Source organism: Shewanella sp. LZH-2 (genome assembly GCF_016859145.1).
GTDB classification, from domain to species: domain Bacteria; phylum Pseudomonadota; class Gammaproteobacteria; order Enterobacterales; family Shewanellaceae; genus Shewanella; species Shewanella xiamenensis.
Window position 1 is genome coordinate 3350674 of sequence record NZ_CP069350.1, and the last position, 17290, is coordinate 3367963.

The 17290-nt window shown below is 45.0% G+C and carries 16 protein-coding genes and 1 tRNA gene; 9 read left to right on the forward strand and 8 right to left on the reverse strand.

Features of this window, described 5'->3' with window-relative positions:
* Nucleotides 1–61: 61 nt before the first annotated feature.
* A complete protein-coding gene (locus JM642_RS14770) occupies nt 62–259 on the reverse strand; it encodes a hypothetical protein (RefSeq protein WP_037415478.1) in 198 nt (65 codons plus the stop codon).
* A 531-nt stretch (nt 260–790) separates the two neighbouring features.
* On the opposite strand from JM642_RS14770, the gene nhaD reads away from it, so the two are divergent.
* Nucleotides 791–2038 (forward strand): sodium:proton antiporter NhaD, encoded by a 1248-nt coding sequence (nhaD, locus tag JM642_RS14775; protein WP_037427613.1) that lies wholly within the window; start codon nt 791–793, stop codon nt 2036–2038.
* A 55-nt stretch (nt 2039–2093) separates the two neighbouring features.
* Here nhaD and JM642_RS14780 read toward each other — a convergent pair whose 3' ends face one another.
* Complete coding sequence (locus JM642_RS14780; RefSeq protein ID WP_069454475.1) at nt 2094–3206, reverse strand: general secretion pathway protein GspB; 1113 nt, start codon at nt 3204–3206, stop codon at nt 2094–2096.
* On the reverse strand, nt 3206–4873 hold the full coding sequence (locus tag JM642_RS14785; RefSeq protein WP_088586972.1) for an ExeA family protein: 1668 nt from the start codon (nt 4871–4873) through the stop codon (nt 3206–3208). Before JM642_RS14785 ends, JM642_RS14780 begins: the two co-directional genes overlap by 1 nt.
* Before the next feature lie 174 nt (nt 4874–5047).
* Between JM642_RS14785 and JM642_RS14790 the strand changes: the two genes are divergently transcribed.
* Both JM642_RS14790 and JM642_RS14795 read left to right on the forward strand, forming a co-directional pair.
* A complete protein-coding gene (locus JM642_RS14790; RefSeq protein WP_188869714.1) occupies nt 5048–6298 on the forward strand; it encodes a multifunctional CCA addition/repair protein in 1251 nt (416 codons plus the stop codon).
* Nucleotides 6299–6533: 235 nt separating this feature from the next.
* Nucleotides 6534–6800 (forward strand): Lpp/OprI family alanine-zipper lipoprotein, encoded by a 267-nt coding sequence (locus JM642_RS14795; RefSeq protein WP_007650000.1) that lies wholly within the window; start codon nt 6534–6536, stop codon nt 6798–6800.
* A 610-nt stretch (nt 6801–7410) separates the two neighbouring features.
* On the opposite strand, the gene JM642_RS14800 is transcribed toward JM642_RS14795, so the two are convergent.
* From JM642_RS14800 to folB, 4 genes are all read right to left on the reverse strand, one after another.
* On the reverse strand, nt 7411–8250 hold the full coding sequence (locus JM642_RS14800; RefSeq protein ID WP_037415466.1) for a putative RNA methyltransferase: 840 nt from the start codon (nt 8248–8250) through the stop codon (nt 7411–7413).
* A gap of 84 nt (nt 8251–8334) precedes the next feature.
* Nucleotides 8335–9135: an undecaprenyl-diphosphate phosphatase gene (locus tag JM642_RS14805; protein ID WP_203432071.1), complete on the reverse strand. Its 801-nt coding sequence runs from the start codon at nt 9133–9135 to the stop codon at nt 8335–8337.
* Between the two features lie 18 nt (nt 9136–9153).
* Nucleotides 9154–9657, reverse strand: coding sequence for a 2-amino-4-hydroxy-6-hydroxymethyldihydropteridine diphosphokinase (gene folK, locus JM642_RS14810; protein WP_203432072.1), 504 nt, complete (start codon nt 9655–9657; stop codon nt 9154–9156).
* 48 nt (nt 9658–9705) lie between these two features.
* Complete coding sequence (folB, locus tag JM642_RS14815) at nt 9706–10056, reverse strand: dihydroneopterin aldolase (RefSeq protein WP_037415457.1); 351 nt, start codon at nt 10054–10056, stop codon at nt 9706–9708.
* A gap of 261 nt (nt 10057–10317) precedes the next feature.
* Here folB and plsY point away from each other — a divergent pair, with 261 nt between their 5' ends.
* Nucleotides 10318–10929: a glycerol-3-phosphate 1-O-acyltransferase PlsY gene (gene plsY / locus JM642_RS14820; RefSeq protein WP_037415454.1), complete on the forward strand. Its 612-nt coding sequence runs from the start codon at nt 10318–10320 to the stop codon at nt 10927–10929.
* A 76-nt stretch (nt 10930–11005) separates the two neighbouring features.
* Here plsY and tsaD read toward each other — a convergent pair whose 3' ends face one another.
* Nucleotides 11006–12022 (reverse strand): tRNA (adenosine(37)-N6)-threonylcarbamoyltransferase complex transferase subunit TsaD, encoded by a 1017-nt coding sequence (gene tsaD / locus JM642_RS14825; RefSeq protein WP_037431043.1) that lies wholly within the window; start codon nt 12020–12022, stop codon nt 11006–11008.
* A 214-nt stretch (nt 12023–12236) separates the two neighbouring features.
* Here tsaD and rpsU point away from each other — a divergent pair, with 214 nt between their 5' ends.
* The 5 genes from rpsU to JM642_RS14850 all read left to right on the forward strand — a co-directional run bounded on the left by rpsU (nt 12237) and on the right by JM642_RS14850 (nt 17065).
* Entirely contained in the window at nt 12237–12452 is a 216-nt protein-coding gene (gene rpsU, locus JM642_RS14830) for a 30S ribosomal protein S21 (protein WP_006080725.1), read from the forward strand.
* 6 nt (nt 12453–12458) lie between these two features.
* Nucleotides 12459–12902, forward strand: coding sequence for a GatB/YqeY domain-containing protein (locus JM642_RS14835; protein ID WP_011717923.1), 444 nt, complete (start codon nt 12459–12461; stop codon nt 12900–12902).
* A gap of 83 nt (nt 12903–12985) precedes the next feature.
* A complete protein-coding gene (dnaG, locus tag JM642_RS14840; RefSeq protein ID WP_037431044.1) occupies nt 12986–14710 on the forward strand; it encodes a DNA primase in 1725 nt (574 codons plus the stop codon).
* 135 nt (nt 14711–14845) lie between these two features.
* Nucleotides 14846–16696, forward strand: coding sequence for an RNA polymerase sigma factor RpoD (rpoD, locus tag JM642_RS14845; RefSeq protein ID WP_086024099.1), 1851 nt, complete (start codon nt 14846–14848; stop codon nt 16694–16696).
* A gap of 292 nt (nt 16697–16988) precedes the next feature.
* Nucleotides 16989–17065: transfer RNA gene (locus JM642_RS14850), tRNA-Ile, on the forward strand.
* The last annotated feature ends 225 nt before the right edge of the window (nt 17066–17290 follow it).

Sequence of the window (17290 nt, forward strand, 5' to 3'; positions counted from 1 at the left end):
CATTAGCGTCCCTTTTTCTTACTTAGCTTTTGAAAGTAATATTGTGCAAATCTTAGCCCAATCAATAGCTATCGGACTTTTTTGAACCTAAGGCCGACTTAAAGATAATCGCTGCGACTAAGGCTTGTAGAGTTAACGTGATGTGATCAATCACTAAGCTAGGATTGTGGAATATACCCAAAGCAAGTAATTGTTTACCACTGTAGATCAGCCAAACCAAAGAGCCTAAGAGTAAGAGACTCCGGAGTACAAAGTTCATTTTGCATCATCCTCAAAATACAACATCCAGTGTCCTAACGATAAAAGAGGCACAAGATACCGCTCACTTTCTGTTCGGTCAATATTTCGACGTGGCCATATCTGTGACTCACTCAGCACATTCCGTACAATTGTCGGTAATAAACTCAAATCCAGCATCTATTTGAACCATTGAATTTTCAATCAGAATTTTCTCTCTAAAGAAAAATTAATTGCAGGATCGATAAAATAACGGTTTAGACTTTAATCGTAGATCTTACTTTACACTCAATAACCAACCCGAAACAAACAACATAAAAAACCAATAGCAAACCACAATACAGTATTAAAAACTAAAAATGCACCCAAACAGCTGAGACACACATCACAAAGCAACACAAAACTGAGTTACAGCTAACAGTTGCGTTATTCGCGCCATTATGTTCTGATCCGCACGCGTTAACACGGCAAACTTAATTAAGCCTTGATAATGCCACTCAATAGCTCGCCTTTGGCCTGCCACGACATTAAAACAGCAGTTGGAATTGCAGTTATGCTATATACCTTTCTGATCATACTGGCACTGCTTGCATTGCTCAGTATTATTTTTGAAGAAGTAACCCACCTTAATAAAGCAAAAACCACCTTATTCTTTGGCTGTATTTCATGGGTAGCACTATTCATGGCTGCTGGAGATCCTAGCCATGAGAAGTTAGTTGCTCATCAACTCAATGAAAACTTGCTTGAAATTGCCACCTTGTGGCTATTTTTAATGTCGACAATGACCTTTGTGGCCTATCTTAACGCCAAAGGTATGATTCAAATCATGGTGCAGAAGCTCTTTCCACAAAAGGTTTCTGTTCGGTTATTGATGATACAAGTCGCATTATTCTCGCTAATTCTGTCCGCCTTTTGTGATAACGTCACCGCTACATTGGTTTCTTTGGGCTTATTAACCACCTTCAAACTCGATAAACAGATGCGTCGCAGAATGGCGGTGTTGATTATTTTCGCAGTGAACTCAGGTGGTGTAGCATTGATCACTGGTGACGTCACCACCCTGATGATCTTCCTCGCGGGTCACGTGCATATATCCGAACTGTTAATGCTGTTCATCCCATCAGCCGTGAGTGTCGTTTTACTGGCAACGCTCTTTTCGCTAAAAGCTGAAGGTATCGTCTCAACAACCCCAATTAAACATAGTTATCAAACGGTTGATCTACTGATTGCCCTCGTGTTCTTCTGCACGATTTTAATGACCATGTTACTCAACATTTTGTTTGGCATCCCTCCAGTACTGACCTTCTTAACCGGTCTGTCCATCATGTTCCTGATTGGTCATACAACGCGCAGCGATAAAGAAGAAATCAAGATCCTTGAATATATCCGCCAAGTTGAATATGACACTTTGTTATTCTTCTTAGGGATTTTATTGCTAGTTGGCATGCTTAAAGAAATCGGCACCTTAGATATGCTGACCGAGGCCTATGCCCTATTTAATCCAAATATCTCAAACTTTGTCACAGGCATGGGTTCAGCTCTTATCGATAACGTGCCACTCACTGCTGCCCTATTAAAAGCAGAACCTGTACTCAACACTCCAGAATGGTTAGGCTTAACCTATAGCGTGGGCGTAGGTGGTTCATTATTAGTGATTGGTTCAGCCGCGGGTATCGTCGCCATGAGCAAAGTAAAAGAGCTCACTTTTGTAAGCTACTTGAAATATGTACCTGCACTATTCCTATGCTACTGTGTTGGCTATGGCTTAACTTTATTCCTCGCATATAACTTCTTTGCTTAATTTAAAACGATAAACAAAAGGCGCCAACAGGCGCCTTTTGTCTTAAGAGAATGCCTTACATCGCCGGAACCCTAAACTGTGTTCCTTGAATGTCTAAAACGACATCCCGCGGACGAATGGCAATGATCTTTAACTTACCACCAATCATATCGCCTTCCTGTAACTCGGCACCGTCAACGTTTAACCAACGCTGACTCGCATCCGTCGAATAAACATGGGCAACAATATTAAATTCCGGTACTTGTAGTTGTAATCCCGCAGGCAGTTGCCCGTATTTAGGAATATCGCCATTTTCCGTTTTAGGGATAGGATCAAGCTTAGGCTCTGTCACAGGTGTTTTAGCCGCTTTGACATATTCCACCTCTTTCAGTGCATCTTGGAAGGTCGCGACCAATTCATCATCTTGACGACTCTGCGCCGTATCCAAGCCAACATCCGTCGCCGCAGCATTAACTTGTTGACGCAGCGCCTCAAGTGTTGCTAACCCTTGACGATTAGCATTCGCCCCCAACATTATTGGTTCAGGATCGGCAAACTCTTGCGCCAGCTCCCCATTTTCGGCAGATGATGGCTGGGCGCGAGTTGTTTCATCTAAGGCCGCTGACGTCGCAAGATAGTCATCATAACTAGGATCAGCATTTGAGGAGGTATTTGTAGCGACAACCTGTGACGAATCTACGCTCGGATAAGCTTGGGCGCTTAAAGGCACATCATTTAATACCTGCTCCCTGGGCAAAGCGACTTTCCCAGCTAATCGAAATCCTGCGGCGTTCCCCTGAGTAACAGTATCTTCCTGTGTGGCAACCGTAGTGGCTGCACTTACTGGGTCATTTAAGGATGCGGTCCGGTTAGCCTGACTCGTTGAGACAGAGCTATCAGAACCTGTATTTGAAGCATGCTGAGTTATCACTGTGCCCGTTTGAAGATCACTTCTACTATCATCATTAGCCTTCAAGGGCATCATTGAATTGACCTGTTGCCAATGCGCAACGCCCCATGCCACACCGATACCAAGAGTAATCGCAACGGCAAGCAGCGACAATTTTGCAGCAGGGAAAGAAGCCTTGCGTGGCGCAGGATAACTTGCCCTCGGCGTTAGTACCGCATCGGGTAAAGGTGAAGCTTGCTGTTGTTTATTACGGGTTACCGCGTCGAGTAAAATGGACATTAACTCTGGGCTCCATTATCGGTTAGGCGCGGCCCTTGATCACTTAAGTACAAATTCAGTCTCACTAACGTTTGATTGCCTGCAATACCGTCAGCCTTCAATCCATGTTGGCTTTGAAAGGCTTTAAGATCATTCTCCAACTTAAGATCAAATTGGCTGACTCGGCGTGAAGGTCGTTTAGCCACATGGGCAAGCGCATTCTCCAGCCACTGTAATTGCCCAGGGCTCGATTTTTGGCTAATTTCCAGCATAGGTAAATTGGGGGCCTGCCAGAGAATTTCAAAGGTGCCGCTAAAGTGTTGATTGAACCAAGCTCTATCAACCCAAAGCTGCTGCTCGCCCAATTGCATCAATAGCTGATCACTATCAACTGCAATGACAGCACCATAAAAATCTTGTTGATTATCATCAACTAAATATACAACGGCAGGATAATTTAGCCGCGTAATCGACATCCAATTTCCCTGCTGTTGATAACATGACAGCCCCTGTTCCCGTGCAGACTGACAGGCAGTGAGGCCTTTAAATGGGACTTTGCCCCACACATTAAAAAGACCTGCAAAGGCGGTATCAATACTTCGACTTTGTTTGATAGCCTCCTGTAATACCCGCAGACTTGGGTCAGCCGCCACAACAGTATTTTGCACTTGAGTGAGTGCTGGTTCAGTATTATTTACTGGCGTTTGGCTTTGCTGAACAGAACTGTCAGTTACAACTGTTTGTTTGGCGTGGATAACAGGCTCAGTCGTCACATTGGCAACCGCGAGTTTATCCGTAAACAACCAATAGGATACTCCAAAAGCTAGTACCAATGCGGCGGCGATAGCACTTGGCCACAGATACTTATGCTGCTGCGGTTCTTCCTCCCCTAATACTTCAGCAGCCGCTTGTCTCACCATATGGTGATCAATGGGCACCTTAGATTGAGCATACCCAGCCATAAGGGCTCGCTCGCACAATAAGTTGATGAGACGAGGAATACCACCACTGTATTTATGCAGTACCTTAATGGCTTTTCGCGTAAATAAAGGTTCAAAACGACCAGCAACCTGCAAACGATGCAATACGTAAAGGGCAATTTCATCTTCATTTAGCGGCAATAAATGATAACGAGCAGTGATCCGCTGGGCTAATTGCCGCAGTTCTTGTCGTTTGAGTAGCAGTTGGAGTTCAGGTTGGCCAATCAAAATGACTTGCAGCAGTTTTTTCGTATCGGTCTCGAGATTGGTGAGCAACCTTAATTGCTCTAATACTTCGGCACGCAGATGCTGCGCCTCATCGATGATGAGAACGGTATTGCGGCCCTTCTCATGATTGGCGAGTAAAAAACGGCTCAGATGGTCAGTCAGTTGCTTGAGCGTTGGATTTTCACCATAACTAATCTTCAACTCATCGCATAGGGTGGCGAGTAACTCCAACTCAGTCAGCGAAGGATTTAAAATAAATGCTGTATCAGTATTGTCAGGTAATTGTCCTAGTAAACAACGAGATACTGTTGTCTTCCCTGTGCCGACCTCTCCCGTTAGTAACACAAAGCCACCCGTCTCACCCAACCCGTAGGTTAAATGGGCTAAGGCTTCTCTGTGTCTGTCACTCAAGAATAAATAATGTGGATTGGGTGCAATCGAAAAAGGGTTATCACTGAGTCCATAAAAGGCCTTGTACATACCACCAATCATCCTAAGCTAAAAATAACGCCCCACGTTAAAACGTCCAAAGGATATTGTCAAAGCATCAGCAACATGGATGTGACATTCTAATAAATATCTACACTCTAGTTCGCCTTGCAATGGCATCATCATGATAAGCTATGCCTATGGCACACTCGCTAAAATAATCCTGTGAAAATTTACTTAGTTGGCGGCGCTGTACGAGACAGCCTGCTAAACCTTCCAATAAAAGATAAAGATTATATGGTTGTCGGCGCTACTCCTGAGCAAATGCAGCAATTGGGCTATCGCCAAGTAGGTAAAGACTTCCCGGTCTTTTTACACCCTAAAACCCAGCAAGAATATGCGTTAGCGCGTACGGAGCGTAAAGTGGGTTTGGGTTATGGTGGTTTTAGCTGTTATGCCAGTCCCGATGTTACCCTAGAGCAAGATTTGCTAAGACGCGATCTCACCATTAACGCGATTGCCCAAGATGAAGAAGGCAATTTGTATGATCCCTATAATGGTGTCGCGGACATACAGGCACGGCAACTGCGGCATGTGTCAACAGCCTTTGCAGAAGATCCTTTAAGGGTGTTACGAGTGGCACGCTTTGCCGCACGTTTTCATAGTTTAGGTTTCAAGATTGCCAAAGAAACCATGTCCTTGATGCAGCATATGAGCCAAACCGAGGAGTTAACGGCGCTTACGCCTGAGCGCGTTTGGCAAGAAGTCGATAAAAGTCTCGGCGGCCCCAATACAGAGATTTTTTTCCAAGTGCTGCGTCAATGTGGTGCATTGAAAATCCTATTCCCCGAAATTGATGCACTTTTTGGCATCCCACAACCGGAAAAGTGGCACCCTGAGATAGATACAGGTCTGCACACTCTGATGGTGTTAACACAGGCAACATTACTGACTCAAGACAAAGCCGTACGCTTTGCAGCCTTAGTGCACGATCTGGGTAAGGCATTAAGCCCCAAAGAACACTGGCCTAAACACCATGGCCATGGACAAAAAGGATTACCCATCATTAAAAAACTGTGTGAACGGTTACGAGTCCCTAACGAGTATCGCGACCTCGCTCTATTGGTTAGTGATCAGCACCAAAACGTGCACCAAGCATTTGAATTAAGAGCGGAGACAATTGTTAAAGTCTTCGATAAAGCCGATTTTTGGCGTAAACCAGAACGACTAAATCAACTCCTATTGGCTTGTATCGCCGATATGCGAGGACGCACAGGCTTCGAGCATCAAGCCTACCCGCAAAGTGACTACCTTAATGCGTGTTTTTTAGCCGCTAATAATGTGGATATAAAAGCCATCATCGCAGCAGGATTTCAGGGAGGACAGATAAAACAAGCGCTCAATTTGAGGCGGATTGATAACGTCGAGCAAGTGAAACTCAACTGGCCACACCAACAAGCCAAACTGACGCCATAAAATTGTAATTTTTTTGTAAACACATAAACACTTTCTAGTAAATGGGACACCATTTTTCGATGAGAGATGACGATATAACCGGGAAAAAACGCTTTTAAAAAAAAATTTATATGTCTATAGTGGTTAAACGCATTAATATTCGTAGCAAATTAAAATAGCTATGTCATAATTAGGCAGTTTCGATTACCAAGTGACGAAACATTCAAATCCAACCTATTTTAAGGGATTTTTTACAATGAACAAAAAAGTACTGATGATTGCTGGTTTAGCAATGACTGCCCTACTAGGTGGTTGTGCAAACACTACTGCTCTGGAAGAAAGCGTTGCAACTCTGGGCAACAAAGTTGATCAATTGTCAGCTGATGTTGGCTCTCTGAAATCAGAGCAAAGCAAACTGTCTGCAGACGTTAAAGATGCTAAAGCAGCAGCTATGGACGCACAAGCAGAAGCTAAACGCGCTAACGACCGTCTAGACAACGTTGCTTCTCGTTACAAGAAGTAATGATAGGTAATTAACCTGTAATTCATCAGGTTAAGATCAAAGGCTTGAGAGAGATGAAAGCGAATAGCACATCGATCCAAGCCTTTTTTTATGGTTGATTGTCAGCTTTCACAAGCTAATTCCGTAATAAGTCAAGCTGTGTTGAATAGCTGAAATTTAGCTAATGCTTATTAGCTTCACAAACCAAACTCTCAGCTTGACATCAAGATAAACTCTTATCGAAAGAAAACGACTTTCCAGTATTAATCATTCTTAAACTGGTATATCCATCGTAAAATCGATTTTTCACTTTTCATAATCCTCTCCCCTGTTCTCACTAAAAACGTTATTTTTATTAAATCTCTTAACGGGTATTTTAATGAAAGTACAACAGCGCAAACTCAAGCAATTTGCGAGACAAAAGCAGTTAAAAGGTTATATCTGTAATGAACGACGGCTGAATAAATACAAACTTCAAGGCATGCAGTCTTGGGTTAACATGAAAGCAACATAAAAGCTCGATTATTATCATGCACTTGCATTATTCACCCTACAGAAGCATCAAGAAATAGAATACCTAAGCTTATGAATAGGTTAAAAAACACCCAATACGATTATTTATTTTAGCGAGTTAAGATCTGATTAAAGACTTTTGTGCTAAGACTAAAATAAAGTCAATTTCTAGATTATTGAATACTTGAGTCCGAATAAGATGTTTGACTTTATCCGATGCACGCCACGCATAAGGTGTCATATCAAGCAATACCAAAACTTGTTCACCTGTTATCGATAAACTAAATTGCACTCGCTGCTGCTCTTTTACGATTAACCCAGTAGGTAAATTTATTTGGACTGATTTTTCAATGAGTTCTGGATAAATGAGTGTCTTGAGTTGCCATAAATGCCGAGCACCTGGGATCACCTGCAACATAAGCCCTTGCTCTTTAAGCACGCGGACGCATTCTTTTCCCTTCAACGGCTTATCGACAACAGTAATAAAATCGAAGCAATTATCTGCAAAGGGTAACGCTTTGGATGTACTGAGATAGAGCGATGCTGGCGTTTGCGCTTTAGCTGCAGCAAAAATAGTATTTTCTGCATCCGAAACGCCACTGTAGTGGACGTTCATCCCATTTGTCAGCCTTGACAGCAACGAAGATAACGCACGTAAATAAAAGCCCTCAGCACACTCGTAGTCCAACAAACAATCATCAGCCTGCAAATGCGCAGCAATCATCTCACCCATTTTGTCGATTAAAGGCGTAAAAATCCCCGACTCGAGTAAGAAACGTTTAGCTCTGACCTGTTGACGACTATCCCCCGTCGGCTTTTGACGAGCAGGCTTGGTGAACACCCAATATCCAGCTTCATTCTTATCAAAGTGGTGCTTATTGGCACAATAAAAACCTTGGGACGCCTGATGTTGCATCAGTGGCAAACTACATGTAGGACATTGATATTGAAGGCTCATAAACAACTCCAAATACGAAAATTCATGCCTAAAAACACAAAAATCGGGTACTTGACCCGATTTTTTGGCAAAAGAGCGAGTGCATTATAAGAAGATAAATCCACACAACACAGCACCAAGGGCAAGACGATAAATAACGAAAGGCGTCATACCCATGCGGCTAATGATTTTCAAGAAATAATGTATACACAGATAAGCCGCAGCGAAAGAAATCACAGTGCCTAGTGTAAGCGCTTGATAGTCAATGGGAAGCGGGCTTTCAGCCAAATCTTTACCCACTAAAATAGCCGCGCCTAAGCTGACAGGTACAGACATCAAAAACGAGAAACGCGCAGCAGCATCGCGGCTAAGACCTAACATCAGCGCGGCGGTCATCGTCGCACCTGAGCGAGATGTCCCCGGGATTAACGCCAGCGCCTGAGCAAAACCAATTAATAATGCCTTGCGCCACCCCGTTTGATAAACCGTCAAATCACGGCGTGATATCTTATCCGCCCACCAAAGCAGCAAACCAAAGACCACTGTTGTCACAGCAATAACGCCGGCATTGCGTAAATGGGTTTCGATAAAGTCTTTGGCCATAAAACCAAAAAATACAGCAGGTAAAGTAGCAAGAATAATCCACCATGCCAGTTTGCTATCGTCAGAATGCTGACCTTTAACCATGCTGGCAATCCACGCCTTAAACATAGCCCAAAGTTCATGCCTAAAATAAATCACTACGGCAAACAATGAACCTGTATTCACGGCAACATCGAAGGATAACCCTTGATCTTCCCAGCCTAAAAGCTGTGCAGGTAGGATAAGGTGCGCCGAACTTGAAATGGGGAGGAACTCTGTTAATCCTTGAATTAACGCTAAAATAATTACCTGAAACGTATCCATGACAATCCTATCAATCAATTAAAAAGTCAGTCCAAAAGGCCATTCAAAGGCCACCGGCCACAGCTTTTGTGACGTTTTATCATATTCATCCCACATTGCGGCATAGGTTTTTAGCTGCAATGGGTGAATCAAATTGGGGGCGATTTCCGCTAAAGGCCAAAGCACAAACGCATTGCTGACGATTTCAGCTCGGGGCAGTATCACAGGGATTTGACAAACAACATCATCATAAAGCAACAGATCAATATCTAAGGTTCTTGGACTAAACTTTTTGGCCCCCACCAACCGGCCGTGATTTTGCTCGATTTGCTTAAACTGCGCAACTACCTCAGCAATATTCAGACTCGTTTGTGCACAGACCACCATGTTTAAAAAGTTGGTACCATTAAATCCAACCGCTTCACTCTCGTACATTGAGGAGAGTTGCAGCGGGCCAAAGTATTCCCGTAAGGACAGCAAGCCCGCCTTAAGGTAGCGAGTGGGTTCTATATTACTACCTAAACTAATGTATATACGTGCCATACGAATGTCCGAACCGTCCAAACCGAAAACCCGAATCTAAAGATTCAATTAACGTGAGCGCTCAATCTCAACCCCAACAGAAGCGGCTGAAGGGACAGCACCTGGCTTCATCACCACCACTTTTACCCAACTCACCTTAAACTCGGTCAGCAAACACTGGGCAACCCGCTCGGCAACCGTCTCAATCAACTCAATGGGCTTTTCGGTAATGAGCTGAGTCAGGCGATTCGATACCGTCTCATAGCAGAGCGCGTATTGATAATCGTCTGTTACCGCTGCGGCCTTATTATCCCAAGCCATATCCAGATCTAAAAACAAGCTTTGGTGAATTTTCTTTTCCCATTCATAGACGCCAATCACAGTATCAATACGTAATTGTCGAATAAGCACTTTATCCATATTAATTCCTACTCACTCATACCAATGAGGTCTGATAAGCTAAACGCCATAGAGTCTGTATAATCCACCGTTCAATTGAACGACTAATTTACTTTCTACTCGGGCCAATCCGAAGTAGGATAACGCCCAAAAGGATTTGTTCGTTCAGAAACTATCGCAACCGGATAAGTTGCGTAATCGCCATCGCTTATGACTGAATGCTTGCCAAGTGGCCGTTAAATTGTGGCGCGATAATACCTTAAGACGTGTAAGGAAACCAATGTGAGTCAATTAACACTGACACTTTTGATGATTGTGGCCGCCTATTTAGCCGGTTCTGTCTCAAGTGCTGTGCTAGTGTGTAGGATAAGAGGCCTTCCCGACCCAAGAACGCAGGGATCGGGCAACCCCGGAGCAACCAATGTGCTGCGCATTGGCGGCGCAAGTTCGGCTGCCATGGTGTTATTTTTCGACATGCTGAAGGGTGCTCTACCAACGTATCTTGCCTATTTAATGGGAATTGACGCCATTTCCCTCGGCCTTATCGCAATCGCCGCCTGTCTTGGCCATATCTATCCGATCTTTTTTGGTTTTAAAGGTGGCAAAGGCGTTGCAACAGCATTTGGAGCCATGGCGCCAATTGGTGATGACTTGGCCATCTGCTTGATGGCTTCCTGGGTCGTCTTAGTCTTGATTAGCCGCTACTCTTCCCTTGCTGCCATTATTACCGCATTGCTTGCACCACTTTATACTTGGTGGCTTGACGATAGGTTTACCATTCCAGTTGCGATGCTCTCGACCCTGATAATCATTCGCCATAAAGAGAATATTCAGCGACTTCTCAAAGGGGAAGAATCTAAGGTATCACGTAAAAAGCGTCCTCCTCCGCCCTAAGCCATTTGAGCATTATCATACATAAATAAAAACAGTGCTTAATGCACTGTTTTTATTTAGATTAACTCGCAGAATATCAAGCAACAGGCGGCAAAGTATCGAGCGGCCATCGCGGTTGACCTTTTACTGCTAAGTCTTCCTGCTGCCCAGCCTTCAAACGCTGTAATCCAGCAAAGGCAATCATGGCGCCATTATCAGTACAAAATTCACCACGAGGATAATAAACGCGACCACCAATAGAGGTCATCATCTCAGCCAGCGTTTCCCGTAAGCGGGTATTGGCACTCACGCCACCGGCAATCACTAAACGGTTATAACCGGTCTGTTTTAAGGCGCGGCGACATTTAATCGCTAAGGTATCTACAACCGCTTCTTCAAAAGCTCGGGCGATGTTGGCGCGGGTTTGCTCATCATCAGGTTCAGCGGCAATGGTATTGGCGGTAAAGGTTTTAAGGCCGGAGAAACTAAAATCAAGCCCAGGCCTATCTGTCATTGGACGCGGGAACTGATAACCAGCAGGCTCGCCTTTGGCGGCAAGTTTGGCTAAGCGTGGGCCACCAGGATAATCCAGCCCCATTAACTTGGCCGTTTTATCGAAGGCTTCACCGGCAGCGTCATCTACCGACTCACCTAATACTTCATAAAGGCCAATACCATCGACTTTGACCAACATGGAATGACCGCCTGACACCAACAGTGCAACAAAAGGAAACTCCGGAGCATCTTCCTCAAGCATAGGTGCCAGCAAATGCCCTTCCATATGATGAACACCGATGGCGGGCTTGTTCCATGCAAAGGCTAGCGAGCGACCAACACAGGCGCCCACTAATAAAGCCCCAATTAATCCAGGGCCCTTGGTATAAGCGATACCGTCGATGTCGGCAATGTCGGTATTGGCGTTTTTCAACGCTTGGCGGATCAGCGGGACAATTTTGCGCACATGGTCGCGGGAGGCTAGTTCAGGCACCACGCCACCATAATCCGCATGCAACTTAACCTGACTATATAACGCATGGGAAAGTAACCCCAGCTTATCGTCATAAACGGCAATACCTGTCTCGTCACAGGATGTCTCAATACCTAGAACCCGCATGGTGCCTCAAATCAAAACGTTTAAAGGGCGCTAATTCTACCTGTATGATGACAATTACTCCAGCCGACAATCACGTTATTCAGCCCCCCAAACCAAGCTGAAATGATTAGGGCTTTACAAGCCTAGTGGTCTCGGTATAAAATTCCGCACCATTTTAAATACACTTGGTTCAAGTCATTGAACCAGACAACCTACACCTAAGGGGTGATGGCGTATGCCAATTATTAAAGTACGTGAAAACGAACCATTCGACGTAGCTCTGCGTCGTTTCAAGCGCTCTTGTGAAAAAGCTGGTATTTTAGCCGACGTGCGTGCTCGTGAATTCTACGAGAAGCCAACTACTGCTCGTAAGCGCGCAAAAGCAGCTGCAGTTAAACGTTTAGCTAAAAAGCTTTCTCGCGAAAACGCACGTCGCGTACGTTTATACTAATCTCTTATGAGCCTAATTGATCAGCTAAAAGACCATATGAAACAGGCCATGATCGCCAAAGAGAAGGCGAGACTGAGCACTATTCGTATGGCACTTGCAGCCATCAAACAGATTGAAGTGGATACCCGCGAAACTCTGAATGATGAGCAGGTTATAGCTGTCTTAACCAAAATGGTGAAACAACGTCGCGATTCGATTGCTCAATATGAAGCAGCGGGTCGTAGCGAGTTGGCCGCAGCAGAAGCAGAAGAGATTCAAGTTATTGAAACTTTCCTGCCTACTCCCCTCTCTGAGGCGGAAATTGCCGCGTTCATCGATGCTGCTATTGCTGAAATAGGCGCATCCTCCATGGCGGATATGGGCAAAGTAATGGGAGCATTAAAACCTAAAGTTCAAGGACGTGCAGACATGGGCGCTATCGGCGCTATGATCCGTGCAAAATTGCAATAATTAGCGTTTCAATGTATGAACAAGCCGTGCCTATGCGCGGCTTGTTTGTTTAAATTCGCGCAAGGCGAGATTTTAAGCACTCAATGGCAATACCTCGTGATTTTATCAATGAGCTAATCGCTCGCACCGACATCGTCGAACTTATCGACCGCAAGGTGCCCTTGAAAAAGGCGGGTAAAAACTACTCGGCCTGTTGTCCTTTTCATAGTGAAAAATCACCTTCGTTTACCGTTAGCCGCGATAAACAGTTTTATCATTGTTTTGGCTGCGGCGCCCACGGCAATGCCATCGATTTTGTGATGGAGTACGACAGACTCGATTTTATCGATGCTATTGAAGATCTTGCCGGACAACTGGGCTTAGAAGTCCCAAGAGAACAAGGCACGGGTAAACGCCAAGACGATGGCCTAAGCCGTGATCTCTACCAATTAATGGAAGAAGCGAGTCGCTTTTTTCAAACCCAGTTAAGACAACACCAAGACAAACAAAAAGTCATCGACTACCTCGCCTATCGCGGATTATCCGATGATATTGTTGAGCATTTTGGGATTGGTTTTGCACCCGACGGTTGGGATGGCTTATTAAGCCGCTACCGACACAGTCAAGATGCACAGGATAAACTCCTGACCGCTGGCATGCTGATCAGCAATGACAGCGGTAAAAGATACGACAGATTCCGTGACCGCCTGATGTTTCCCATTCGCGACCGCCGTGGTCGTGTGATTGGATTTGGTGGCAGAGTATTGGGAGATGGCACCCCCAAGTACTTGAATTCGCCAGAAACGCCCATATTTCATAAGGGCAATGAACTCTACGGGCTATACGAGCTAAAGCAACGTCATCGTGATCCAGACAAAATACTGATTGTCGAAGGCTATATGGACGTCGTTGCCCTAGCCCAATATGGTGTTGATTATGCGGTTGCATCGCTTGGCACCTCGACGACAGCTGAACAATTTCAATTGTTGCTGCGTAGTGCTAAAGAAGTCATTTGCTGCTACGACGGCGATAGAGCCGGTAATGAGGCCGCCTGGCGCGCCTTAGAAACTGCCTTGCCCCTGTTAAAACCCGGGGATAAAGTACGTTTTATGTTTTTATCGCAATCTGAAGATCCAGATTCTATGGTTCGCAAGATTGGTAAAGACGCATTCGAGCAACTGATGGACAGTGCTATCAGCCTGCCCGAATTTTTGTTTGATACATTAACGACGAAATACGGTACCGATAAAGGTAATTTAGCCAAACAAGCCTTTGGCCTAATTGAAAAAATTCAAGACACTGTGCTGCAAAACCTCCTACTTGAGAGCTTAGCTCATAAGTTAGGAATGAACAGCTCAGACGATATGAAGAAAAAACTGGGTTTTAGTGTCAAACAAACTAAGCCCACAGCATCAACGGGACTCAAAGGACGCGGTACACCATTACGACTTGCCATCGCCTTGTTAGTACAGCATCCCGAGCTGGGACTGGGGTTATCTCCGCAACCAGCATTAAACCATCTGCAAATGCCAGGCATCGACTTGCTGCCATTGCTGTTGGCGTTAACTCGAGAGCATAAGTTAAACAGCGCACAACTACTTGAGCAATTCAGAGACAGCCCCCACAGCGGGACGCTGCATAAATTAGCCCAATGGGACCATCAAGTGGCGGAAGAAAACTTGCTCGAAAAGTTTAAACAGACCCTGGTTTGGTTGAACAATCAATATATTGAACAACGATATCAGGAATTGAGTCTAAAACAGACCCATACTAAGGAAGAAAAGATCCAGCTGCAGAAGCTGATCTCAGTCATGAAAGGACTAAACTGAGGCAAAAATGTCCTCATTCAGTATCCCAGTGACTAGCACAGGTAAGTGCACATGGCTATAATTGACGATTTGCGCGGCACTTAGCACGAGCTAACTGTCCGTCGTTGTAACAGTTTCCCAACTTGGATGATATCTATGGATCATACTCCGCAGTCGCAACTCAAGCTGTTGCTTGCCAAAGGTAAAGAGCAAGGTTACTTAACCTATGCAGAAGTGAACGATCACTTACCTGCAGACATGGTCGATTCTGACCAGATCGAAGATATTATCCAGATGATAAATGACATGGGTATTCGGGTATTCGAAGAGGCTCCCGATGCCGATGACATGATGATGTCGGAAGACAACACAGACGAAGATGCAGCAGAAGAAGCAGCCGCCGCCCTTGCCACGGTAGAAAGTGAGCTTGGCCGCACCACGGATCCTGTGCGTATGTACATGCGCGAAATGGGTACCGTTGAACTGCTGACCCGTGAAGGCGAAATCGTTATCGCCAAACGCATCGAAGAAGGCATTAACACAGTTCAAAGCTCAGTAGCCGAATACCCACAAGCGATCGCCATGATCCTTGAGCAATACGACCAGTATGAAGCCGATGAACTGCGCCTGTCTGATATTATCTCTGGATTTGTTAACCCTGACGAAGAAGACTTAGGCCCAACCGCTACTCACATCGGTTCTGAATTATCAGAAGAAGATCTTGAAGATGAAGATGATGAGGAAGACGAGGAAGACGAAGACGGTGATGCCGACGGCGATGATGATGGTAATAAAGGTCCCGATCCTGAAGAGGCTCGTGAACGCTTTAGCCAGTTAAGAACCGCCTACGAAAACGCGCTCAAAATCATCGAAGCCAAAGGCCGTGAACATCCAGAATCGATCAAAGCACTGTTTGAGATCGGTGAGATTTTTAAAGAGTTCCGCCTAGTACCTAAGCAATTTGACCGCTTAGTGAAAAGTATGCGTTCGATGATGGACCGTGTTCGCGTGCAAGAGCGTCTCCTGATGAAGCTTTGCGTCGAACAAGCCAAAATGCCAAAGAAAAACTTTGTAAAGTTCTTCACTGGTAACGAAACCAACCTCGATTGGTTTAATGCAGAAAAAACCTCAAACAAACCTTATGCCGAAGGCTTAAGAATGGTTGAGGATGACGTGCAGCGCTGCCGTAGCAAACTGGCCGCCATCGAAGAAGAAACAGGCTTAGTTATTGCCGCGATTAAAGATATTAACCGCCGTATGTCAATCGGTGAGGCTAAAGCTCGTCGTGCGAAGAAAGAAATGGTTGAGGCAAACTTACGTCTGGTAATTTCTATCGCTAAGAAATACACCAACCGCGGTCTGCAATTCTTGGACTTAATCCAAGAAGGTAACATCGGTCTGATGAAGGCTGTTGATAAATTTGAATATCGCCGTGGTTACAAATTCTCGACCTATGCGACTTGGTGGATCCGTCAGGCAATCACCCGCTCAATCGCGGACCAAGCCCGTACGATCCGTATTCCAGTACACATGATCGAAACCATCAACAAGCTGAACCGTATCTCTCGCCAAATGCTACAGGAAATGGGCCGCGAACCCTCACCTGAAGAATTGGCAGAGCGAATGATGATGCCGGAAGACAAAATCCGTAAGGTACTGAAAATCGCTAAAGAACCGATCTCCATGGAAACCCCAATCGGTGACGATGAAGATTCGCATTTAGGCGATTTTATCGAGGATACCACCCTCGAATTACCTCTGGACAGCGCCACCAGCGAAAGCTTGAAGAGCGCTACCCATGAGGTATTAGCAGGCTTAACAGCCCGTGAAGCCAAAGTACTGCGCATGCGTTTTGGTATCGACATGAACACCGACCACACGCTAGAAGAAGTGGGCAAACAATTTGACGTAACCCGTGAACGTATCCGTCAAATTGAAGCAAAAGCGCTGCGTAAACTGCGTCACCCTTCACGCTCAGAAATCTTAAAGTCCTTCTTAGACGAATAGATAAGTGTCAAATATTAAGCCTAAGCCCCGCACTGCGGGGCTTTTTTCGCCATCATTCAGTTAACGAGTAACAAACCAGCACAATATACAGCTCAACCCCCTTTCAAAATCAGAGAGTTAAATTACCTTGCACCATGAATCGCACGGCAAAAAACCTTTGCAGAAACAACTGTTGATTAACAGATAACCAATTGAATCAATTCGGTGAATTTCATCGAAAAACACGGGTGACAAGCGCAAACAAGCTTAGTATACTGCCACTCGCTTTAGGTGATGACGATTGCCTTTAGTAGGCCCCTTAGCTCAGTTGGTTAGAGCACACGACTCATAATCGTTAGGTCCACGGTTCAAGTCCGTGAGGGGCCACCACCAAATTCAACAAAAAAGCCCATTTAATAATGGGCTTTTTTGTTTCTGCAATCTGTCGACACTCACTCATACCAACGCGACTCATTCCCGATAACTAACTCAAACGCGATTTCGATTTGTCCCTTTAGGTAATGGCCCAATTAAAGCAAAAACAAAGGCGCTAACTGATAACCACGTTAGCGCCTTGATAAGGTTAGAAAGCCTGTCAGACCTTAAATAGCAGGA